Raw genomic sequence first — 20,209 nt, 5'->3', positions numbered from 1 at the left:
TTAAAATGTAAATAAATAGTTCATCTTATGTGATTTAATTATTTTTAAGATCAGCTGCAGTTGCTTCCAAGGTTACAAGACTGTTTACATTGTATAATTTTACGGTTTTATCTGTTTTTTTAATCAAACCGGTTAATACATTGCCCGAACCAATCTCAACAAACGTATCCACACCTTGCTCAATCAGCCATCTCACACTGTCTTCCCATAAAACCGGAGAATAGACCTGAGTTGTAAGCAAGTTCTGAAACTGTCCATTTTCGACAGGTCTTGCGGTAACGTTAGCAACTACAGGAACCTTCGCAGGTGAGAACGTCACTGTACTCAGCTTATCGGCCAGTCTATCAGCAGCACTTTTCATCAATGAAGAGTGAAACGGGCCACTTACTTCAAGTGCAATTGCGCGTTTCCCACCTGCCTCTTTCACCCGTTCTGACACGGCGGCTACGCCCTCTTTTACACCCGAAATAACGATTTGTCCCGGACAATTGATATTGGCCAGTTCAACCGCATGACCACTCTCGGATACATCACGGCAAAGCACCCCCAGCGCTTCCCGTTCTGCACCCAGTACGGCAGCCATTGCGCCCTGCCCTTCCGGTACAGCTTCTTCCATATATTGCCCACGTACTCGTACAATTTGTACAGCATCCTCAAAGGATATAACACCAGCAGCAACTAATGCACTGTACTCACCCAGACTATGTCCGGCAGCGTAGTCCGCTTCAATTCCTTTTTCTTTGAAAGCCTCCAGCAGCGCAATACTCGCGGTGAGCAGCGCCGGCTGTGTATTGGATGTCTGTTTCAGCTCCGTGTCCGGTCCTTCAAAGATCAGGTTGCTCAGCGAGAAGCCCAGCGCTTCATCTGCTGTGCGAAAAACCTCCGCGGATGCAGGTACAGACTCATATGCATCTTTGGCCATACCTACTTTTTGTGATCCCTGTCCAGGGAATACAAAAGCGATTTTACCCATTTCATTCATCCTCCAGCTGTCTAGTTTACCATACGAGTACGGATGCGCCCCAAGTCAAACCGCCGCCGAAACCAACCATCAAAACAGTATCTCCTGCTTTCATGCGGCCTTCTTCTGCAGCTTCAACCAGTGCAAGCGGAATGGAGGCTGCCGACGTGTTCGCATACTTGTCTACGTTGACAACCACTTTCTCCTCTGGAAGTTCCAGTCGTTGCATAGCCGATTGAATAATGCGTACATTCGCCTGATGCGGAACAAACAGGTCAACATCCGTACGATCCATGCCAGCTTTGCGAAGGACTTCAATCGTTGCAGTCCCCATGACACGAACAGCAAATTTGAACACTTCACGGCCGTTCATATAGATATAATGCTTTTTGTTCTCAACCGTTTCCGCACTTGCCGGCAGGCGTGAACCACCGCCCTCGATTTGAAGCAGGCTTCCCCCCGCACCTTCTGCGCCGAGATCAAATGCTTTGAAACCACGGCCTTCCGGAACTTCACCAACAACGACAGCTCCTGCTCCATCACCGAAAAGAACACAAGTGTTGCGGTCTGTGTAGTCTGTAATACGTGACAAACAATCTGCACCAATAACAAGCGCGTTGTTGTACATGCCGCTTTGAATGAAACTGGTTGCCGTTGCAAGGCCGTATACAAACCCGGAACAAGCAGCAGACAAATCAAATGCAGCAGCGCCCTTGGCACCCAGTTTATCTTGCAGAATGCAAGCTGTCGACGGGAAAGAGGAGTCCGGTGTAATTGTAGCAACGATAATTAGATCCAGATCACTGCCTGTCATACCAGCAGACTCAAGCGCTTTTATTGCAGCTTCAAAAGCTAAATCAGAAGTGGCTTGATCCGGTGCAGCGATATGCCGTTCCTTAATTCCTGTACGGCTGACAATCCACTCGTCATTCGTATCGACCATTTTTTCCAAATCGCTGTTTGTCAAAATTTTCTCCGGCACATATTTACCTGTACCAATAATCCCTACTGGGCGCAAATTATTCATATCGTCACTCACTTCCCACTAATTTCCTTAGATATGCTGTCTACCAATTGATTTTGTACGGCAATCCGTGCCTGACGCACGGCATTTTTGATCGCATTGCCATCCGCGGAACCATGGCTTTTGACGACGAGTCCACTCAAACCTAGTAATGGGGCACCACCGTGCTCCGTATAATCAAGCTTTCTCTTAAGCCCACGCAATTCAGGCATGAGCACCGCCGCAGCCAGTTTATTTTTGAAGGATGAGGTAAACTTCTCTTTGAGCAGGCCGAAAATCGCTCCAGCCGCGCCTTCCAGTGATTTCAACAGAATGTTGCCGGCAAACCCGTCACATACCAGTACATCACAGGCGCCAGTGAGTACATCACGTGCTTCTACATTTCCTACAAAACGAATTGGCAGCTGTTCCAGCAGCGGATAGGCATGTTTGGTCAGCTCATTCCCTTTGCCTGGCTCTGTGCCCACATTGAGCAATCCCACTCTCGGCGATGCAATACCTTGTACTTTTTGCCGATACAAACTCCCCATCAGCGCGTATTGTGCCAGATGTTCAGGTTTAGCATCCATATTTGCACCGAGATCTAGCGCAAGTACACCTACATCATCCATCGTAGGAATCATGGGGGCAAGTGCAGGACGTTCAATTCCGTCCATCCGGCCTACAACTAACAAACCGGCTGTCATTAACGCTCCGGTATTCCCTGCCGAGATCATGGCATCGGCTTCCTTTTCTTTGACCATACGTCCGGCCACAACCATGGAAGAATCCTTTTTGCGCCTTACTGCCTTTACCGGTTCATCATCCGAACCAATCACTTCGGAAGCGTGCCGAACGCTCAAATTGGCCGGTCTAGCTCCAGACTGACTTAAAAGAGGTTCAAGCTTGGCTTCATCGCCAACCAGGACGATCTGTGTATCCGCCCATTCCGTAGCAGCAGCAACCGCCCCTTCTACGGTTGACGCAGGGGCATTATCGCCGCCCATAGCATCAATGACGATTTTCATTCCAAATGACCTCCTTCTTTGCTGTCTTCTCCACCTGAATGATAGATCACAAAATTACCTTGGAACACCATTTCTTCACCAACATAGGTGAACACTTCAACTTTAGCCTTTCCCTTTTGACCGGGAATAGATTTCACATAAGCTTTGGCGATACACTTTTCTCCCAAACGAACAGAGCGAACAAAACGTATATCTGCCGAAGCGGTTAACGCAATCTCATCATTAATGACAGCGACAGCAAGTGAATTCGCTTGTGCAAAGACATAGTGCCCGCGGGCAATACCTGTTCTTGAAAAAACATGTTCCTCTTTGATCTCAAATAAGGATATCCCGCTCTTGTCCAGCTGTAAATCCACAATGTCACCGATAATCTCGTGCAGGGGCAGTGATCGCACCTGATCATACGAGCGCTCCGCCATCAGTTTCATCCGTTCCCGAAGCTCCGGTATGCCAAGTTCCAGTCTGTCAAGACGGATCGTCTGAATACTTACCTTCAATTGACGTGTAAGCTCCTGATCTGTCACGAACGGATTCTCGTCTATCATTTTGGTCAATTGCTGCTGCCTCTGTCTCTTCGGTAAACGCTCGATGCCTGACACCCCCCCGCTGTATCGTTTTCAGAACCTACCTTTTGGTTAAGTTCTTTCTTCCAAAGCTTAGTTCTTTATATGCTGTAGCCCTGCTTATTCAGGGAGCTTCTAAAATAAAAGTGTATGATGATCTGTATGTAACGTCAAATCTTAGAACCTGGTACTAAACCACATTATATCTCATCCTGTGTCAAAAAGAAAGGCTAGTATAACAAATTCACATCACTTCATCAAAGCGCAGATTCACATATATACCGAGCATAGATTTCCGCTTGAATAAGCTTATTCGTTCGCTTTTCTTACAAAAAAAGCAACACCTCATCGAAATGAAGTGTTGCTTGATGTGTAGCTATTATTGAGAGATGATCTCTCTTGCTTTGTACGTTCCGCACACTTTGCACACGTGGTGAGCAAGCTTCAATTCGCCGCATTGTTCACATTTCACCATGCCCGGTACAGCCAATTTAAAGTGAGTGCGACGTTTGTCGCGACGCGTCTTGGACGTTCTCCGTTGAGGTACTGCCATTATTCCCACCTCCTTATCAAAATCAACCTTTGCAGGTAGTTGTTACGTTCGATTTTCAATCAAGCTCATTTAAAAAAATCCTTGAGTCCTGCAAGCCGCGGATCGATAACCTGGGTATCACAACCGCAGTCACCTTCGTTCAGCTCATGGCCACACTTAGGACAAAGTCCCTTGCATGTCTCGCTACAGAGCGGTACAAACGGAAGATCCAGCAGGAAAGCTTCCTCGGCATAACCTTTCAGATCAACGCTATCCTCATCCACATAGAGAGTATCGTCGTCTTCAGATAATTCCTCTGGCTGTTTTCCCTGCTTGAATTGCTCATGAAAATCAATATGAAAATGTTCACTTAACGGCTTGAGACAACGGGAGCATAACATGTCCACTCCTACTGTCAGTTTGCCATGAACATCCACAACGTTCTCCTCTCTGATCTCTGCAGACAAATCCGCAGTCAGCGGGGTAACGGCTGTGATATCTTGTCGGTTAGAAACCAGATGTTTGATATCCCACTGTTCGTTAAAGCGCAGGGGGCGATCACTGGTTGCCACTTTGCGAAATGGCATTATCATGTTCTATCACTCCAAACGAAACCAATTTCATAAATAGTTGTCTAACGAATGGCGGCAGTATACAGTACAAGACGATCCTAATATGTGCGTTCATTCCTGACTGTATGTATGCTGTCTGTCCCTCACAAAAGATTTATGAAACTGACTTAACAAACAAAAATCATTATACCGATTTTCCAAGAGGTTTGTCAACACTTTTAACTTTACACCCTTTCTGGAAAACGATCACTCCGATTACACCGTCACATCTGGTCTATTATAGACCTACTCCATAATAACTACAAGTCATCTATAGGATCTAGACTTATAATTCAATCCCCTACTTATATCTGATGCTACCCACTCCTTACATCAGTCACCAATCGTTAACGAATGGTGTGATCTATGTCACACAGGTCGCTAAATCTGATGCCTATACTTGTTGTAAATTCAATGAGAAAGCAACCTTCACAACCTTCTTTATAACAATCTATCATTGATATTTCAAAAGAAAATCGGGAGGGAAATTACATGTTAAGCCAACAAACGATTGACGTAATCAAATCTACTGTGCCCGTACTTGAAATTCATGGAGAAGCCATTACACGCCACTTTTATCAAACGATGTTTGCGGCTCACCCGGAGCTATTAAACATTTTTAATCATGCAAATCAAAAACAAGGCCGTCAGCAAGCTGCACTCGCCAACATGGTTTACACCGCGGCACTACACATTGATAACCTTGCTGCCATTATACCTGCCGTTCGTCAGGTTGCCCACAAACATCGCAGTCTGGGTATCGTTCCCGAGCAATACGTTATTGTTGGAACTTATCTGCTGCAAGCCATCAAAGATGTTCTGGGTGATGCCGCAACAGATGAAATCTTAACGGCATGGGGAGACGCCTACCAAGTGATTGCTGATGCCTTTATAGGTATTGAGCAGGAAATGTATAGCGAAGCTACGAATCAAACAGGTGGATGGGACGGTTTCAGAACCTTCAAAGTTGCCAAAAAAGTACAAGAAAGCAAAGTCATCACTTCGTTTTATTTGTTGCCGGAAGATGGCAAGTCTATATCTTCATATCAACCAGGGCAATATATCAGCATTAGAATCCGGCCTGAAGGACAAGAATTCACTCAGATTCGTCAGTATACCCTTTCCGACGCACCTGGCAAACCCTATTATCGTATATCCGTAAAACGTGAATCCGGTGGATTGGACCGTCCTGAAGGGGTTATCTCCAATTACCTTCACAACCATATCACTGAAGGCAGCCTGGTTGAAATCTCCGCCCCAGCCGGTGATTTTACATTAGATACAGAAGATCCACGTCCTGTTGTACTGGTGAGCGGCGGCGTTGGTTTAACGCCAATGATCAGCATGCTGAATACGCTGATTGAATCGAATGATCAGCGTCCAATCACTTTTTTACACGCTAGTCCGAATGGATTCTCGCACGCCTTCCGCGATCACGTAAATCAACTGTCTCAACAGCATTCTAATCTTAACACTCACTATTGTTATACTTCCCCTGCCGATTCCGATCTGGAAAATGAGCTATCTTATAAACGGGGATACATGGATGAGGCTTGGCTTCGTCAAGTCATTCAAGAACCGGATGCGAACTATTACCTGTGCGGCTCTATCACGTTTATGCGTTCGGTATATGCAGAACTTCTGTCCATTGGTGTTGCAGAAGATCGTATCCATTATGAATTTTTCGGGCCAAAAGCCAGTCTTGCTCCTGCTACGGAGAATGTGTGAGCATAAAATACAGTCGGAAAGAAAGATAATAACAGCTATATTTCAGGTACAGGCTGCATCTGCGGATGCTGGTTCTGTGCCTTTTTTCATCATTTGCTCTAATGCCAGCTCTATTCTATGATGAAAGAGGTAAAATGCACTTTGCAGGTGAACAGACTAATTTATGCTATCCCATATTGTAAAAATGTCATGACCCGCGTGATTAACGACCCAATGGGAGATTTCAACGCGGCAGGAAGGAGTAACGCTCATGAAAGCTGTAGGCGTTATTGTGGAATATAACCCGTTGCACAACGGACATGTGCATCATCTGAATGAATCGCGGCGGCTTAGCGAAGCAGACGCCGTTGTTGCCGTGATGAGCGGCCCTTTTCTCCAGCGTGGCGAACCCGCCATCGTTGGTAAAAGGGCACGCACCGAGATGGCGCTCCATGCTGGCGCCGATCTCGTGCTTGAACTGCCGGTTGCCTATGCGGTTCAACCGGCGGAGTGGTTTGCCTTTGGTGCGGTATCCTTGCTGCACCGCACCGGAGTTGTGGACTCGCTCTGCTTTGGCAGCGAGTCCGGCGACATCAACAGCCTGCAGCGCATTGCGCGCGTGCTGGCTGTGGAGCCCGCAGGGCTGCGCGAGGATATCGCGCGCCGCCTGCGGGAAGGCGCCAGCTACCCCGCCGCGTACGCAGGCGCGGCGGCAGCGCTGGCGCCCGGCGGCGTCGATGCTCACGACGCCGCGGCACTGCTGGAGCAGCCCAACAATTCGCTTGGGCTGCACTACCTCATCGCGCTGCAACGGCTAGGCAGCGCGATCCAGCCCTTGACGGCGGCACGTACCGGTGCCGCCTATCATCAGGCGACGCCCGGACCGGGGGCGATCGCCAGTGCCACAGCTGTCCGCCGCCTGCTGCTGGCGGACGGGCCCAAAGCCGCCGCACCATATGTGCCGGCGGCAACCCTTGCCATTCTGCATCGCGAATGGCAAGAAGGACGCGCTCCCATGCACTGGGAGCGCTTTGCCCAGCCGCTGCTGCACATCGCGGCCACCCGCCGTGCCTCCGAGCTGGAACGTATCGCCGAAGTCACGGAAGGACTGGAGCACCGGCTCATACGTGCACTCGCCCAGCTCCCCGAGCCTTCAGTCGAAACTCTCCTGAACGCGCTCAAAACTCGGCGTTACACGCGCACCAAACTGCAGCGCATGCTCGCCCACCTGCTCCTGAACCACACAAAAGAAGAGTGTTCACCAGAGCGATTAGCCACCGGACCCGGATATCTGCGTGTCCTCGGCTTTACTTCAACAGGCCAGAGTCTGCTCAAACAGATGAAAAAAACAGCCACCCTGCCTGTTGTAATGAAACCCTCAACGTTTGAACATGCTCAACTGGAGTTGGATATCCAGGCGCAAGCCGCCTATGCTCTTGCCCATGACCAACAGGATTCGCGCAACATATCACGCATAATGTATAGCGACTACTACGAATCACCCGTGAGAATCTGACTCATCTCGCCCTACAAACTATAGAACCAGCAAAAAATCCCCTGTGCCCAGCCTTTGGCTGTCATCACAAGGGATTTTGTCATTTCGATTTTTTAAAAGCAACGTCTTACACATGTATCCTACCAATGCATAACACTTATCGTATTATTCAACCTGACCTGGACACTTAATTTACATCCCTTTTTCTCATTGCTTTCTCGCTCTTTTTTATGAATCTCCTATAACTGTTTTTCCGAGCGTACCTTCTTATTTTAAAAGAGGTCACTGCCCAAGCTCTTCTAAGTCCAATCTTCTAGTAAGATACTCTTATTTCACTTAAGACTTCACAGACAGAGTTTTCAAGAAGGCTAACGCATCATCGAGTGTGCTTACGGGCACAAGCTTCATTCGAGTGTTGATTTCTTTTGCTTTGGCCTCAGCTTCTTTGTAGTTGTCTTTAGGTACAAAGAAGATTTCTGCCTTTTTACGGTCGGCAGCGACTATTTTATGTTGCACACCGCCAATGGCTCCTACAACACCATCTTTCGTAATCGTACCTGTACCAGCAATCCGATGTCCCTTGGTCAGATCACCAGGAGTCAACTGATTATAAATCTCCAACGTGAACATTAACCCGGCAGAAGGACCTCCCACTTGCGTGCTTGAAAATGTGATTTGTTTGTTCGGGTCTTCCGGCTTCACCTTCTGCACGGCACCAATCATCACCCCAAGTCCAGTACGCATCTTGCCTGTCTTGCTGTCTTTCACCTCAACCAGCGTGATATCCCGGCTAATCGTTTCACCGCCGCGCTCCAATTGCATCTCCACCGTATCCCCGGCTTTTTTTCCTTCCAGCTGTTTGGCAAGCACCGTATTATCCGGTGTAGCTGTACCGTTCACACCCAGAATAATATCTCCGGGTTCAATATCTCCATCCGGTTTGGGATTTTCCGAAAGACCAAACACAAAGATGTTTTCAGGCACAATGGAGTATGCAATGTCCGCTTTCTCATAGGCCGCTTCCATGGCAGAGGATTGCGAATCACTCATGAACCAGACCTGTTCAGCGGAGTATTCCGCCTCGCTTTTACCACGCAGACGATCTTCCTTTTTATCCACTTGTGCATTTTTATCAAAATACGAAGTGCCTAGCAAAAATAAATTGGCATACGTTGCAGACACGGTGGTCATCATGAATACGCCTTTTTCATCTTTGTCACCGTCCTTCACGGTAACCATGGGTTTAACTTCATCCGCACTGCCAGGTTTATAAATAATATATGGCGTTGGCATGTACACCGTAAGATAAACAATAAGAGCCACCGCGATCACGTAGATCGAAGCTCTGAAACCACCTGTTTTCCGGAACCGATTCATCTCATGAGCCTCCGTTCTTATCTCTATACAAGCTGAACCCACTCCACAAGAGTTGCTTTGTGTAATTCATTTAGCTCATTCTTATTACATATGATTACAATCCAAGTCTAACACCCTGTTGTTCCTGCATACAATGGTACAGGCCGGATAGGTCGCAGTACGATTCGCCGTCTATCCGGTCAAGGCCGAACCGTTTACGAACGTGATTCGGCCGTCCACTGTAATCCCAATGCCCGAGAGGCGTTAATTGATATGAGGTGAAACGATGACCGTATCCAGTGAGGTTCGAAGTCCCGGTTTGGCAAGAACCGTCTTCCTGAGCACCAGTGCATTCATGCTGGTTGTTGCAATAGTTGCATCTCCGAAAGAAGCGTTCGACGCATCCATTCAAGGACTCGATATCTGGTGGAAAATTGTCTTTCCGGCCCTGCTGCCGTTCCTAATGTTATCCCAGATGCTGACCGCGTTTGGCTTTACCCACGCCTTGGGGGTTCTGCTAGAGCCCCTGATGAGACGTTTGTTTAGGCTGCCAGGCCATACCGGGTTCGTTCTCGCTGTGGGCATGTGTGGAGGTTTTCCAACCGCCGTAGATGCCGTATCTCGATTACTCAAGGATCAACAAATGACCGCCAGACAGGCGGTTATTATTACGGCGGCAGCTCATTTTGCCAACCCTATGATGATTCTGCTTGTTGTTGGAGGTGCTTTTCTTCATAACCCTGCCGCCGGATATTTTCTCCTCATTATACACTGGATCAGTGGCTGGATTGCAGCCGCCGTTGCCATTCGTTTTATTCCTGCATCCCGCAAAAAAAATCTTGTACCGGACTCCATATCATCTAATAAAGCTGTCCATTCTCTCTCACCAGCCCAAAATCAAGCAGAGACCAATAAGAAGCAACTGCATCCCTTAGCTCAGAATTCTCAGAAACTTCGCATCGGTTCGCGTATGTTGCTCGCCGCTAGAGAAGCACATAGCCGGGATGCACGAGGTTTTGGCAAATTACTGGGTGACACCGTATCTCAGGCCGTACAGGTTTTAATGTTAACTGGAGGATACATCATCGTTTTTGCAGTATTCATCCGGTTACTCTCACTCTACCTGACTCCCGGTATTTCAGTTGCAGTTTGGCCTTCTGTGCTGGAGCTTCACCTGGGTACATACCACATTAGCAAAACAGCAAATGCACCCGCCCTACTGATGGCATTCCTGGCAGGTGCGCTTGGCTGGGGAGGCGTATGCTCGCATCTACAAGTCTCGTCGATGCTAAGAACAGCCATCCCCGGACTGCATTCCATGCTCTTTTTCATTATCGTTCGATTAGGACATGGGTTAACCGCCTTTATCCTTACCCTCTGGTTGTGGGAACCATTCAGCCGTTACAGCACAGAAGTATCGACCACATGGCAGACCACTGCGGTAAAGCACTCAGATTCTTTGTTCTACTGGCCGTTTCTGCAATTTCCAGACACCATAAGTACATTGCAATTTATCTGGAATAGCCTCCCTGTAGCAGCCCTAAGTCTCGCTTTACTTCTTGGGGTAATGATTAGCCTCTCAGGCCTTACCTTATGGATTAACCGCCTTTTTTCTCGCTGATCTTCTGGCGAAGCGCAGCTTCAACTTCAGGCGACACCAGATCCGTTACATCCCCATCATAGTGGGCGATTTCTTTAACGATACTGGAACTGAGGTAGGAGTACTTCGGATTGGTCATCATAAAAATCGTTTCCGCATCCGGGTTCAACTTGCTGTTGGTCGACGCGAGTTGCAACTCATATTCAAAATCGGTTACGGAGCGGATGCCGCGAACGATAACTTGCGCTTCCTTTTGCCGTACATAATTAGCCGTCAGATCACGGAAGCTATCCACTTCCACGTTGGGCAGGTGGCTGGTTACAGTGAGGATTAACTCTTTTCGCTCCTCTACCGTGAACAGCGGATTTTTACTCATATTGTTCAACACAGCGACGATGACACGGTCGAACTGTTTCGACGCTCTCGCGATAATGTCGAGATGCCCCATCGTTACGGGATCAAAACTACCTGGATATACGGCAATGCGTTCCTGCCGCTGAATCATTTCAGTCATGAGGAGCCTCCTCTTCTGTGATGCGGCTTTCTTGCCCATCTTCTGCTGCATCAGCTACATATTCGTATATGGATACCGCAGTCTCACCGTACACTGCTTTGCGCATTTGTTCAAACGGGCCAAATTGCTCCGGGTATTCATGTTTGGATTCATACTCCAACACGATGGTTGCACCCTGGGTGAGCAGTTCCAGTTCGTGCATCGTTAACATTAACTCGTTTCCGTTCTTCATGCGATAGGGCGGATCGAGAAACACCAGATCAAAGATTGTGTTGCGTTTGGCCAGCGCTTTGAGGGCCCGCCCCGCGTCATTCCGATATACAGCCGCCTGATCCTCCAGCTTCGTGGCCTTCAGATTTGCGCGGATCACTTCAATACTTTTCGGTTCCAGATCAACAAAAACAGCCTTGTCCATGCCGCGGCTGAGTGCCTCAATCCCGAGACCTCCACTGCCCGCAAACAGATCCAATGCTGCTCCGCCCTCAAAATAAGGGCCAATCATGCTAAACAACGCTTCCTTCACCTTATCAGTGGTTGGACGCGTACCTGTGCCGGGAACAGCCTTCAGCGGCCTGCCCTTCGCACTTCCAGATACCACTCTCACGAATACGTCACCTGTTCTCTCTATGTACATATATTTATTCTTTAAGCTATCGTACCACACTCCGGTTTGGTTTGAAAAACACTGCTTATGCCTATACAAAAAATTATTGACGGATTGTTGACGAATATGTATAAAAAGGAAACCCTTGGGCCATTCTATAATTATCGACATCACAAGTGTCGTAGACAACCGCGGAGAAGACTTACGTTTCCCCATAAGCTCTTCGTCCGGTTTCTCCTCTCCCATGAAAAAGAAGCTCTCGAAAGAGGGCTTCTTTTTGTTGTATAAACCTTTATGTATCAACGTTTCTATGGTTTTAACTTTCTTATAAAACCGTTAAAATACCATAGTTGTTGACGGATTGTTGACGGATTTTAATGTGATTATTTCAGCTTGATTCTTACTGTTAATTTTGCACTTCTCTCCACTTTATATATGTCTTTATTGTTTAATGTTGTTGACTGTATTATTGTCTTTAATGAAGTAACGATATTATGACGATCATTATTGGCATTGATCAATTAGCACAGCCCCTTGTTGTTAGCATTTACGGTTTACCGCAATTTGTCATCGTGTTATAATGTGCCCTGTAACAAAAATGATTTGATGTCAGGTGTTAAAGGTGAAGAAAATCTCCCTGGGGAGATGTTTACTTCAACATTGGCTTGATCATCGCGACATGACTCAAGCTGAGTTTGCTCGTAGAACCGGTATATCCGCACGCATGGTATCTTACTATTGCAATAGCGAACAGGACATGACTGTGGAGGTCTTAATCCTGGCATCGCTAATTTTGGATATTCCCATGGAAAAATTCTACGAGTATGAACTGAAGTAAATTGCGGTTTTTACCGCACTCCCTTGGAGTAGTTCGGAATATATATGTTCTGAACATACTTGCATCACAACCCACCTTTCTTTTAACAACTACATATGATCATATGACTTGTTTACCATATTTATCTTACCACAGGATAATAGTGGAATTTGTCGATGAATGTCGATTAATATTACCGGATTTTACTAGGCTAACTTTTCATTGACATATGAAATGTAATATGATAAGGCCATCCCTGAACACACACAGGAGTGGCCTTATTTTTTGAAGAACTCCGGAAAGTGCTTCTTATATTTATGAGCCATACTCGTTGTCAGAGGTGAGTTTTTAAATCTAACCACTACATCAAATATCAGATCCTGTGCGCTATCCACCTGATCAATATTTACAAGGTTCGTGTTAAGTAAGGGGAATAATTTAGGGAACAGAGGTTTGTAGGACTGTAATGTCATTGCCTCTACATAATATTTATCCTCGCACTTGTATAGTGGTACATAATAGTTAGCCTTGGGCTCGCAAGATTCAATACACACTACATCCCGCATTCTAATGAGTTTGCCTTCCCCTTGTCCATTTCCTTCGTTATACTCTATTGCTGGAAGCCACCTGTCGTCCTCTGGGTCCTCTTGAGCTGATCGCAATATTTCTATCCAAGGTTTACTGTCGTATGCGTACTCTGATATTTCTATCGGCTCCATATCCACGTTAAATATAAACTGTGCCCCTAGATCCGTCTTCTTGATTTCTGCAACCTTCTTGAGGTTAACTATTGATCCATTAACAAGTGACTCGAAATGTTTAGGTAGACCTTCCTTGCATTGCTTCATTGTCAAAACTGGTCCATAACTGTCTTGAGCTGTAAACACTTGGGGTACCTTATAATTCTTTTTTGGCTTATAGGTAGATACATAAAGCATATCAGTGCAGTAATAAAAAAAATTGCTTGGAGTAGCTCTTCTATCCTCAGAAGATGGTACCCCAAACACTTTAATACGTTTTTCATCCATAGGATTACTTCTCTTTTTTAACTTTTAATGATTCCGGCAACTTCGCTGCACCGAATAAAGTTTTCCCTCTAGCTTCTTCGTTTTTCGCATCTGCTTCAAGGTATTTACCCGCCATACTCAAAAGTTTGTTGTGCATTTCTTCACCTCCTAGACCAGGGTATAATTGTGATCGCTTGTACAACTAAAATCGTAGCCATTAGGCTGGACTCAATAAACAAATTGCTAGCAGCTATACCAGTAACAATTACTTTATTTTTCAGATCGCTTCCATCATCGTTACGTTCATGGAAGTAGTTAGGGGCATACAGCAAGAATGTAATTACCGAAACTACGGTCATAACGATGATCACCTTTTCGTTATAGTTAATCAATGGAACTAAGCCCATAAATATTCCAGATACCAACGAGCACCATGTTAACGAAGGAAGGTGGCGTCCCCCAGATCTTCCGCGTATAAGCATTAGTAACAGGTAAGCAGATACAATCCCTAACCACTGACCAGTCCACGCAGATATGACTAGAGCAATAGTGATTGCGAAAAATTGATTTAGTCTATTTTGAAGAGAGTAAACCATAAGTTCTATATCGGTTGTTGGGTCGGCCTTATTTATGGTTTGAGCGATAAACATTGACATTCTTGATAGCATCCCGCCGATCACTCCTTATGGATAAATAGATGGAGAGTAGCAACCCAACTGATGCTGTAATAGCCAACCAAAGCGGATTGGCAATGTAGAGCAGTGTCACTGTCAGACCCATTGTTACAATAGAAATCACTGTACCAAGTATCATTACCTTATTTTCCGAATTAGTGTAGTCATCTTTAATCAAGAAGTCATGCGGTGGAGCAGTGATAAAAGTAAATCCTCTATTCAGTACAGCCAGTATTCCGGTCAAAGCAAATCCAATTAATATGGACGGAATCTGAATTAGAAACACCGCCACTCCTGTATTGTGGTTGATTACATCAATAGGTACTATTCCAGAGATTGAATAAACAAAGAATAATACGAGTTGAAAGGAAATGTAGGTCAACATCCCAACACTTGAGACGTAAGCGGATATATGTGTTTTAATTTCTACTGCATATCGCAAGAAAAATACTAAGAACACATTTTGTAACATTAAATCAAACTCCGGCAGTTTGAAAACCATTCGCATCATAAATGAAAAACTGGTCACGAACAAAGCATAAATTGCTATTCTCTTGAAGTTATCTTTTATTGGCAACATAAACAGTTGTAAACACAATAATATGTAAGATAACGCATCAAAATAGCCTAGAAAGTAGTATATTACAGCATCTTTCAATTCCTTCGGCCCCCATAATAATTATACTACCAATTATATATGAGGTTGCGGCAATTCCATAGCCAAAATCATACATTTGCAGACATTATTTCAGCTAACTGTATCCACCTAAAATCATCATCTAACATCAATTTGACACGATTAGTTTGATTGTCTAGTCCAACCACAACTCCAGTGACCGGCTCATCCTCAAATGGGTTAAATACCACTAAGTCAACAGAACAGTTTGTCTTATACGATTGAACCAATACCTCCCCGATCCGCTGTATCTCTTGCTCATCCAATTGAGGTTTACCGCGCCGTTTCTGTTCTTCCATCTCCGCCAAGTACGCTTCACGATGCTCAGGCAATATCATCCGTGATCCCTCATATACTCCGTTTGCATGCAATTTGCTTGCCATAGTAATTCCTCCTTAGTATTGAGTCCAGTAGTCTGTGTTAGTTGGTCCTTGTGGCTTACGTTCAACCTGCGGCCTGTCTTCCTCACGCTCCCAGCCTTCCAGGATCATGATATTAGCTGTATCCGACTTATCTTCCCAATGTATGTACCTATTGGCTATGAGAGCCTCTAGGGCCGCCATAACATCGGGTTTATGCTTGCCTGTTTTAACTGTCATCTCATGCAATGTTGGTAATCTCCTGCGTCCACCTTTGTAGTTATATAAGATCCGAAGCACTTTACGTTGAAAATCCGTTAGCATGATATCACCTCGTGAATATTATATGAGAACATACGTTCTTTTAGCAACAGTAAAAATACCCAGTCCGTAGACTGAGCATTGAATAGTAGCACTCATGGGAGAGAGAGTAATATCATGATACCCAATATATTCAGCTTTATTCACTGCTGGGAACATAAACAAGCAGTTGCCCAGGTGTGACGTTAAGATACTTACACAGCTTGTCTATAAGATCACGGGGATAACGTTCCATAGTGTCATTATAGAACCTACGTATCGTTTCGAACTGGCAGTCCAGTTCCCGAGCAAGTTCGCGGATTGAGATATCATTCCCTTGTGAATCAAGTATATGTTTTAGATTGGATTTAATCACGGACATGCCCCCTTGAACCAATCATATCATGACGCGTTTAATTTATCAATTTGTTATTGACGAACTAAATTAGTCGTGATAACATTGCCTTATTGACGAACTAAGTTTATCATGAGGCGATGAGATGTTCCCTTATCATGCACGTATAGCTGAGCTGTGGTCACTCAATAAGAAGCGTTTGTTAACTGATTCCGAACTAATTGAGTTAGATCAATGCATGGCCCTAAACGCTAAACACTGTTGGACTCTTGCTCGGTTACAAAATGAATCACTGCTGGCATCGATGACAGATGACGTAGAGTGGCAGCATGAAACCTGTGCTCGTATGGAAGAACTGCAGATCACAGGTAAAGTTAATTATTAGCCGAAGGGCTTTAACCTAGGAGGATTAATATGTTTTATGTAATGGAAAACAAAACAGATGTAATTGTCTGCGATGATTATTCTTCTGTTAGTCACAATGAGCAATACGGATTTAAGTTGGTTGGTACACGCAAAACAGAAAGTGGAGCGCACAAGTTAGCTAATAAGCGCTGTGAGATAACCGCATGAAATGCGAACGTTGTGGCGGCTCCGGCCGCTTCTCTACCGGATACATTTGTTATTCATGTGCCGGTACAGGTAAGCAAAACTTTGAGTCCATCCGATTAATATGTATAAAGGACTTTGATAAGTATGGGTATCGTGTAGGTGATCGCTGTACAGCTTGGAAAACAACTCCTGCGCTCATTACAGGTGAGGACAGGTACATTGTAAGAAGCTGGCGCACAAAACGTGAATACACCCTTTTGGAGCGTCAGTTGAAGGAGTATTTTAAAGTTATACCGAAGTAGTAAATGGGAGGTTAGAGAATTGAAGAAAATGCTTGTAACAATAGCTATCGCCGCCATCATAGTAGTTTCAATTTTAAACTGGGGTAACAAAGCGACTGAGGTTAAACCAGATGAATCTACTCCTGTAACACAACAGGAACAGAGTTCAACAGTACAGATATTATTCCCATCAGATCGCTATCCAGAGACAGCCAAACACATCCAGGACGCCATACAAAGCGGTCACCCTAACACATGCACCATTGATAGGGATGGAGCTGAAAACAACCGTAAACTGTCACTGAGAGGCGTAGAGACAAAGAAGGGATATGATCGGGATGAATGGCCTATGGCAATGTGTGCAGAGGGTGGAGAAGGCGCGGATATCGAATACATAAGTCCATCGGACAATCGCGGTGCTGGTAGTTGGGTAGGAAATAAACTGGATGAGTATCCGGATGGTACTGTGGTTGAATTTATAATCGAATAGAATCCATAACTTACCGCCTCAATCCTTTGTAGTATAACGCTATAATTGGGTTGAGGTGTTTTTTATGTTTATTAGCCCTATGTTACTCGAAACAGCAACAAAGCCGTTCAGCCATTCAGATTATATTTTCGAACCGAAGGTAGACGGTCACCGCTTGATATATTCGCAACAATCCGGCAGCGTCCGGTTATACACACGTCATAATAATGACTGCACCCGACAGTATCCGGAGTTGCAGTTACCTTTTGATTCAGACATCATCTTAGATGGCGAGGTAGCTTGCACCGATCCCGAGACAGGGATAAACGACTTTGAGGGTGTCATGAGCCGGTTCAATACCAAGCAGGCCAGTAAGGTACAGCAGCTTACCAAGACACTACCTGCCACGTTTGCTATTTTCGATATCCTCCAGTACAAGGGACACGACCTGCGTAAGCTGCCGCTCATGGAACGTAAAGCGATCCTGCACGGACTATCATTGCCCTCAAGTAGTTTTGGGATAGTGCCACATATAGAAGGCGCTGGAGAAGAACTATACGTCCAAATAGAGGCTATGGGTATGGAAGGTGTAGTCGGAAAACGCAAAGACAGCCAGTACGTCAGCAGACGTTCGAAGGAATGGTTGAAGGTAATTAATTGGTCGTTTACAGATGTTTTCATTACGGGATACAAAAAGGCTGAGTTCGGATGGCTAGCTGCTGTTCCAGACGCTTCAGGTAAATTAAGACCGGCTGGTGTAATCGAGCATGGGCCAAGCCCGAAACATAAACAGGCTTTTCGTGGAGTGTGCAAGCAGTTGGTTACAGGCGAGGATAAGAATCATGTATACCTGGAACCGCGGATACGAGCAAAGGTTAAGATGAGGAATTGGACAAAAGCTGGTTTGTTGAGGATACCTGTGTTTATAGATTTCATCATATAGAAAGAGCAGTGAGGTTATCCCTCCTGCTCTTGTCTTTTCATGCACTTGGACCTTTTCGATTAAAAATTTCGGTCAACACCTTAGGCACTTTAGTTCTGTTCGCTCGCGCCATATATTTAACGATCCTTGAAAAATAAACCGAAAACGCCCACCCAGAAACAACATAAGGTAGATAAGGCATAACATACTTAGATAAAACTGCTACATCAGAAAAATTGATTAGATACTCCATACCTTTTGTCACTGCAATAATACCAATCATATTTGTTACAAGACCCATAAACTTAGCTTGTATTGTATGATCTTTTTCGGTACCTTTTTTCACATTGCCTGGCAAAAGTCCAAGAATTAGATCCAATATAGCCACCACTATGAGTCCGAAAACTAAACTGGCAAGCTTAATTCCAAGTAGTGCAACAATTAGCGCTATTGTTCCAGCATAGAACGTTTTGTATATCGGCTTGTCAACAGACTCTTTCATTTCTTCTGCATACAATTCAACAAAAGTTGGTGTTCCCATCGGCATAACAAAAGCACCTACCTTTCTTAAAAAAGGTTCCGCTTCAGATTTCACTCTAGGAGTTAAAACTATACCCTTTTGCATATAAAATAACTCACGCACTTCCTTCAAATCCGCAGTTCCGCCAACAATTGATAACTCCATGCTACCGTATGTATTCCACAGAAGTAGTTTATCCGAAAAAGGTTTAGTCTCGAAATAAACTTCATCATTCGAATCATCTCTAGAAGCGATAGTTGGGGTTTGAGTAAAAGGCAATGCTGTTTGGAAAGTATATTCTGCTGTTTCCGTACTCATTACCATTCCCATTGTCTCACCCCCATATTTTGTTCAATGTCAACGGTATTTCTTCACAAGCAAATCGAAGCATGCCATTGATCTGGTCTGGCTTTTTCGGTACGTTTGAGAACATGTCCATATCACAAACTGGGTTGGTAGCTTCCACGCCGGTAACTTGAAGCTTCCCTTGTTCATCAATTTTTCCGCTCACAGATTGATGAACACCTACGTTCACGGTCATTTGGAACTCGTGATTGACTGTGAAAGAAAATCCGGCATTTGGTTTGAAGTTTTCATCATTGATCCTTTGTTTGATGAATTGGATGCCATTTAGGTTGAAGAACCTTTCTACAATGGCTTTGTTCGTTTCGGTCGCAGACGTTATTGAATCATCGTGATATTGTGCACGTATACCAATTCTGCTGGTTTGTTCAATTTCGAATGCTGTTAAAACTTTCGGAATAGTATCACTAGCTATTGATTTAAATTGAGTAACATCTCTCGGTTCATCAATGTCAACGATTACTTTATCGTTGTACATAAAGCATTTAACTTTATTTTGATGGTTGACAAATGCTATGACCTTCTGTTCTTCATTGTACTCGTAATGCGGGAAGTTTCTTTTCAAATCCTTCACAATATTGTTTCTCGTTCTCCCATCTTCAAATAAAAAAGATGGCTCAAATCTAATTTCTGTGAAAATCTTCTCAAGTTTCATAGCTTCCTCACCCTAAAACGATGTAGACCCTTAAATCTAGATCTCTAGTTAAAATGTACCATCTGGCAATTCCACCTGTCAATCCACCTCCCCTTACACTTTTATTATGTATGATATGTAAATATTATGAACTAATAATAACTATAGTGAGCTTGATAGATGGGATGAAAATTGTATGTTTTAAGTCTTTAATTTGCGGCCCGGATCATTAATGAACAAGGCCGCGTGGTTTTATCTTTGCACAGCTTTATCTATTTACTCTTTAATGTCCTTTGTTACTCTCTC

Annotated in this window: 27 protein-coding genes; 9 read left to right on the top strand and 18 right to left on the bottom strand. The window is 44.8% G+C overall.

The window, feature by feature from the left end; all coding sequences use genetic code 11:
* Nucleotides 1-34: 34 nt before the first annotated feature.
* The 6 genes from fabD to M3629_RS04030 form a co-directional block, all read right to left on the bottom strand.
* Complete coding sequence (gene fabD, locus M3629_RS04055; RefSeq protein ID WP_251503002.1) at nucleotides 35-973, bottom strand: ACP S-malonyltransferase; 939 nt, start codon at nucleotides 971-973, stop codon at nucleotides 35-37.
* 25 nt (nucleotides 974-998) lie between these two features.
* A complete protein-coding gene (locus M3629_RS04050) occupies nucleotides 999-1,988 on the bottom strand; it encodes a beta-ketoacyl-ACP synthase III (RefSeq protein WP_251503001.1) in 990 nt (329 codons plus the stop codon).
* Nucleotides 1,989-1,996: 8 nt separating this feature from the next.
* Nucleotides 1,997-2,992, bottom strand: a complete 996-nt coding sequence (plsX, locus tag M3629_RS04045; protein ID WP_251503000.1) for a phosphate acyltransferase PlsX — start codon at nucleotides 2,990-2,992, stop codon at nucleotides 1,997-1,999.
* Nucleotides 2,989-3,537, bottom strand: a complete 549-nt coding sequence (gene fapR / locus M3629_RS04040) for a transcription factor FapR (protein ID WP_240036837.1) — start codon at nucleotides 3,535-3,537, stop codon at nucleotides 2,989-2,991. Before fapR ends, plsX begins: the two co-directional genes overlap by 4 nt.
* Nucleotides 3,538-3,934: 397 nt before the next feature.
* Nucleotides 3,935-4,108: a 50S ribosomal protein L32 gene (gene rpmF, locus M3629_RS04035; RefSeq protein WP_090923906.1), complete on the bottom strand. Its 174-nt coding sequence runs from the start codon at nucleotides 4,106-4,108 to the stop codon at nucleotides 3,935-3,937.
* A 65-nt stretch (nucleotides 4,109-4,173) separates the two neighbouring features.
* Nucleotides 4,174-4,680 (bottom strand): YceD family protein, encoded by a 507-nt coding sequence (locus tag M3629_RS04030; RefSeq protein WP_251502999.1) that lies wholly within the window; start codon nucleotides 4,678-4,680, stop codon nucleotides 4,174-4,176.
* Nucleotides 4,681-5,190: 510 nt separating this feature from the next.
* Between M3629_RS04030 and hmpA the strand changes: the two genes are divergently transcribed.
* Nucleotides 5,191-6,426: an NO-inducible flavohemoprotein gene (gene hmpA / locus M3629_RS04025; protein ID WP_251502998.1), complete on the top strand. Its 1,236-nt coding sequence runs from the start codon at nucleotides 5,191-5,193 to the stop codon at nucleotides 6,424-6,426.
* A gap of 250 nt (nucleotides 6,427-6,676) precedes the next feature.
* On the top strand, nucleotides 6,677-7,921 hold the full coding sequence (locus M3629_RS04020) for a nucleotidyltransferase (protein WP_251502997.1): 1,245 nt from the start codon (nucleotides 6,677-6,679) through the stop codon (nucleotides 7,919-7,921).
* A gap of 315 nt (nucleotides 7,922-8,236) precedes the next feature.
* Here the strand turns inward: M3629_RS04020 and M3629_RS04015 are convergent, their stop codons facing one another.
* Nucleotides 8,237-9,277, bottom strand: a complete 1,041-nt coding sequence (locus M3629_RS04015; protein ID WP_251502996.1) for a SepM family pheromone-processing serine protease — start codon at nucleotides 9,275-9,277, stop codon at nucleotides 8,237-8,239.
* Nucleotides 9,278-9,542: 265 nt separating this feature from the next.
* On the opposite strand from M3629_RS04015, the gene M3629_RS04010 reads away from it, so the two are divergent.
* Nucleotides 9,543-10,877 (top strand): nucleoside recognition domain-containing protein, encoded by a 1,335-nt coding sequence (locus M3629_RS04010; protein ID WP_251502995.1) that lies wholly within the window; start codon nucleotides 9,543-9,545, stop codon nucleotides 10,875-10,877.
* Here the strand turns inward: M3629_RS04010 and coaD are convergent.
* Together coaD and rsmD are read right to left on the bottom strand one after the other, a co-directional pair.
* Nucleotides 10,855-11,361, bottom strand: coding sequence for a pantetheine-phosphate adenylyltransferase (coaD, locus tag M3629_RS04005; RefSeq protein ID WP_251504537.1), 507 nt, complete (start codon nucleotides 11,359-11,361; stop codon nucleotides 10,855-10,857). The two genes, M3629_RS04010 and coaD, sit on opposite strands and share 23 nt — an antisense overlap.
* 1 nt (nucleotide 11,362) lies before the next feature.
* Nucleotides 11,363-11,974: a 16S rRNA (guanine(966)-N(2))-methyltransferase RsmD gene (gene rsmD, locus M3629_RS04000; protein WP_251502994.1), complete on the bottom strand. Its 612-nt coding sequence runs from the start codon at nucleotides 11,972-11,974 to the stop codon at nucleotides 11,363-11,365.
* Nucleotides 11,975-12,587: 613 nt separating this feature from the next.
* On the opposite strand from rsmD, the gene M3629_RS03995 reads away from it, so the two are divergent.
* Entirely contained in the window at nucleotides 12,588-12,812 is a 225-nt protein-coding gene (locus M3629_RS03995) for a helix-turn-helix domain-containing protein (RefSeq protein ID WP_353056721.1), read from the top strand.
* 257 nt (nucleotides 12,813-13,069) lie between these two features.
* Here the strand turns inward: M3629_RS03995 and M3629_RS03990 are convergent, their stop codons facing one another.
* The 7 genes from M3629_RS03990 to M3629_RS03965 all read right to left on the bottom strand — a co-directional run bounded on the left by M3629_RS03990 (nucleotide 13,070) and on the right by M3629_RS03965 (nucleotide 16,183).
* Nucleotides 13,070-13,819, bottom strand: coding sequence for a hypothetical protein (locus M3629_RS03990; protein WP_251502993.1), 750 nt, complete (start codon nucleotides 13,817-13,819; stop codon nucleotides 13,070-13,072).
* Between the two features lie 4 nt (nucleotides 13,820-13,823).
* Complete coding sequence (locus tag M3629_RS28370; RefSeq protein ID WP_285888117.1) at nucleotides 13,824-13,955, bottom strand: hypothetical protein; 132 nt, start codon at nucleotides 13,953-13,955, stop codon at nucleotides 13,824-13,826.
* Nucleotides 13,956-13,959: 4 nt separating this feature from the next.
* Nucleotides 13,960-14,454: an accessory gene regulator B family protein gene (locus M3629_RS03985; RefSeq protein ID WP_251502992.1), complete on the bottom strand. Its 495-nt coding sequence runs from the start codon at nucleotides 14,452-14,454 to the stop codon at nucleotides 13,960-13,962.
* Nucleotides 14,423-15,130 (bottom strand): hypothetical protein, encoded by a 708-nt coding sequence (locus M3629_RS03980; RefSeq protein ID WP_251502991.1) that lies wholly within the window; start codon nucleotides 15,128-15,130, stop codon nucleotides 14,423-14,425. Before M3629_RS03980 ends, M3629_RS03985 begins: the two co-directional genes overlap by 32 nt.
* 68 nt (nucleotides 15,131-15,198) lie before the next feature.
* The gene (locus M3629_RS03975) at nucleotides 15,199-15,531 is read right to left on the bottom strand and encodes a YolD-like family protein (RefSeq protein ID WP_251502990.1); all 333 of its coding nucleotides are present in this window, start codon (nucleotides 15,529-15,531) and stop codon (nucleotides 15,199-15,201) included.
* A 12-nt stretch (nucleotides 15,532-15,543) separates the two neighbouring features.
* On the bottom strand, nucleotides 15,544-15,831 hold the full coding sequence (locus tag M3629_RS03970; protein ID WP_251502989.1) for a hypothetical protein: 288 nt from the start codon (nucleotides 15,829-15,831) through the stop codon (nucleotides 15,544-15,546).
* 136 nt (nucleotides 15,832-15,967) lie between these two features.
* A complete protein-coding gene (locus tag M3629_RS03965) occupies nucleotides 15,968-16,183 on the bottom strand; it encodes a helix-turn-helix domain-containing protein (RefSeq protein WP_251502988.1) in 216 nt (71 codons plus the stop codon).
* Nucleotides 16,184-16,307: 124 nt separating this feature from the next.
* Here M3629_RS03965 and M3629_RS28805 point away from each other — a divergent pair, with 124 nt between their 5' ends.
* The 5 genes from M3629_RS28805 (at nucleotide 16,308) to M3629_RS03940 (ending at nucleotide 18,407) form a co-directional block, all read left to right on the top strand.
* Complete coding sequence (locus M3629_RS28805; protein ID WP_251502987.1) at nucleotides 16,308-16,547, top strand: DUF7667 family protein; 240 nt, start codon at nucleotides 16,308-16,310, stop codon at nucleotides 16,545-16,547.
* Nucleotides 16,548-16,576: 29 nt separating this feature from the next.
* Nucleotides 16,577-16,735, top strand: coding sequence for a hypothetical protein (locus tag M3629_RS03955; protein ID WP_251502986.1), 159 nt, complete (start codon nucleotides 16,577-16,579; stop codon nucleotides 16,733-16,735).
* Nucleotides 16,732-17,016: a hypothetical protein gene (locus tag M3629_RS03950; protein ID WP_251502985.1), complete on the top strand. Its 285-nt coding sequence runs from the start codon at nucleotides 16,732-16,734 to the stop codon at nucleotides 17,014-17,016. The genes M3629_RS03955 and M3629_RS03950 overlap by 4 nt, the downstream gene beginning before the upstream one ends.
* 28 nt (nucleotides 17,017-17,044) lie before the next feature.
* Complete coding sequence (locus M3629_RS03945) at nucleotides 17,045-17,485, top strand: NucA/NucB deoxyribonuclease domain-containing protein (RefSeq protein WP_435368193.1); 441 nt, start codon at nucleotides 17,045-17,047, stop codon at nucleotides 17,483-17,485.
* Between the two features lie 64 nt (nucleotides 17,486-17,549).
* Complete coding sequence (locus tag M3629_RS03940) at nucleotides 17,550-18,407, top strand: ATP-dependent DNA ligase (RefSeq protein WP_251502984.1); 858 nt, start codon at nucleotides 17,550-17,552, stop codon at nucleotides 18,405-18,407.
* Nucleotides 18,408-18,444: 37 nt separating this feature from the next.
* On the opposite strand, the gene M3629_RS03935 is transcribed toward M3629_RS03940, so the two are convergent.
* Entirely contained in the window at nucleotides 18,445-19,236 is a 792-nt protein-coding gene (locus M3629_RS03935; protein ID WP_251502983.1) for a hypothetical protein, read from the bottom strand.
* A 4-nt stretch (nucleotides 19,237-19,240) separates the two neighbouring features.
* Nucleotides 19,241-19,924 (bottom strand): hypothetical protein, encoded by a 684-nt coding sequence (locus M3629_RS03930; protein ID WP_251502982.1) that lies wholly within the window; start codon nucleotides 19,922-19,924, stop codon nucleotides 19,241-19,243.
* Nucleotides 19,925-20,209 lie beyond the last annotated feature (285 nt).

The sequence above is a fragment of the Paenibacillus polysaccharolyticus genome, from assembly GCF_023714295.1.
GTDB lineage: Bacteria > Bacillota > Bacilli > Paenibacillales > Paenibacillaceae > Paenibacillus > Paenibacillus polysaccharolyticus_A.
The sequence above is the reverse complement of the archived record's forward strand: the minus strand, read 5'-3'. Positions and strand labels throughout refer to the sequence as shown.

Bases quoted from the DNA above. Each gene is read 5' to 3' on its own strand.
- fabD (WP_251503002.1), bottom strand. From the start codon at position 973: ATGGGTAAAATCGCTTTTGTATTCCCTGGACAGGGATCACAAAAAGTA.
- M3629_RS04050 (WP_251503001.1), bottom strand. From the start codon at position 1,988: ATGAATAATTTGCGCCCAGTAGGGATTATTGGTACAGGTAAATATGTG.
- plsX (WP_251503000.1), bottom strand. From the start codon at position 2,992: ATGAAAATCGTCATTGATGCTATGGGCGGCGATAATGCCCCTGCGTCA.
- fapR (WP_240036837.1), bottom strand. From the start codon at position 3,537: ATGATAGACGAGAATCCGTTCGTGACAGATCAGGAGCTTACACGTCAA.
- rpmF (WP_090923906.1), bottom strand. From the start codon at position 4,108: ATGGCAGTACCTCAACGGAGAACGTCCAAGACGCGTCGCGACAAACGT.
- M3629_RS04030 (WP_251502999.1), bottom strand. From the start codon at position 4,680: ATGATAATGCCATTTCGCAAAGTGGCAACCAGTGATCGCCCCCTGCGC.
- hmpA (WP_251502998.1), top strand. From the start codon at position 5,191: ATGTTAAGCCAACAAACGATTGACGTAATCAAATCTACTGTGCCCGTA.
- M3629_RS04020 (WP_251502997.1), top strand. From the start codon at position 6,677: ATGAAAGCTGTAGGCGTTATTGTGGAATATAACCCGTTGCACAACGGA.
- M3629_RS04015 (WP_251502996.1), bottom strand. From the start codon at position 9,277: ATGAATCGGTTCCGGAAAACAGGTGGTTTCAGAGCTTCGATCTACGTG.
- M3629_RS04010 (WP_251502995.1), top strand. From the start codon at position 9,543: ATGACCGTATCCAGTGAGGTTCGAAGTCCCGGTTTGGCAAGAACCGTC.
- coaD (WP_251504537.1), bottom strand. From the start codon at position 11,361: ATGATTCAGCGGCAGGAACGCATTGCCGTATATCCAGGTAGTTTTGAT.
- M3629_RS03990 (WP_251502993.1), bottom strand. From the start codon at position 13,819: ATGGATGAAAAACGTATTAAAGTGTTTGGGGTACCATCTTCTGAGGAT.
- M3629_RS28370 (WP_285888117.1), bottom strand. From the start codon at position 13,955: ATGCACAACAAACTTTTGAGTATGGCGGGTAAATACCTTGAAGCAGAT.
- M3629_RS03985 (WP_251502992.1), bottom strand. From the start codon at position 14,454: ATGTCAATGTTTATCGCTCAAACCATAAATAAGGCCGACCCAACAACC.
- M3629_RS03975 (WP_251502990.1), bottom strand. From the start codon at position 15,531: ATGGCAAGCAAATTGCATGCAAACGGAGTATATGAGGGATCACGGATG.
- M3629_RS03970 (WP_251502989.1), bottom strand. From the start codon at position 15,831: ATGCTAACGGATTTTCAACGTAAAGTGCTTCGGATCTTATATAACTAC.
- M3629_RS28805 (WP_251502987.1), top strand. From the start codon at position 16,308: ATGTTCCCTTATCATGCACGTATAGCTGAGCTGTGGTCACTCAATAAG.
- M3629_RS03955 (WP_251502986.1), top strand. From the start codon at position 16,577: ATGTTTTATGTAATGGAAAACAAAACAGATGTAATTGTCTGCGATGAT.
- M3629_RS03950 (WP_251502985.1), top strand. From the start codon at position 16,732: ATGAAATGCGAACGTTGTGGCGGCTCCGGCCGCTTCTCTACCGGATAC.
- M3629_RS03945 (WP_435368193.1), top strand. From the start codon at position 17,045: ATGCTTGTAACAATAGCTATCGCCGCCATCATAGTAGTTTCAATTTTA.
- M3629_RS03940 (WP_251502984.1), top strand. From the start codon at position 17,550: ATGTTTATTAGCCCTATGTTACTCGAAACAGCAACAAAGCCGTTCAGC.
- M3629_RS03935 (WP_251502983.1), bottom strand. From the start codon at position 19,236: ATGGGAATGGTAATGAGTACGGAAACAGCAGAATATACTTTCCAAACA.
- M3629_RS03930 (WP_251502982.1), bottom strand. From the start codon at position 19,924: ATGAAACTTGAGAAGATTTTCACAGAAATTAGATTTGAGCCATCTTTT.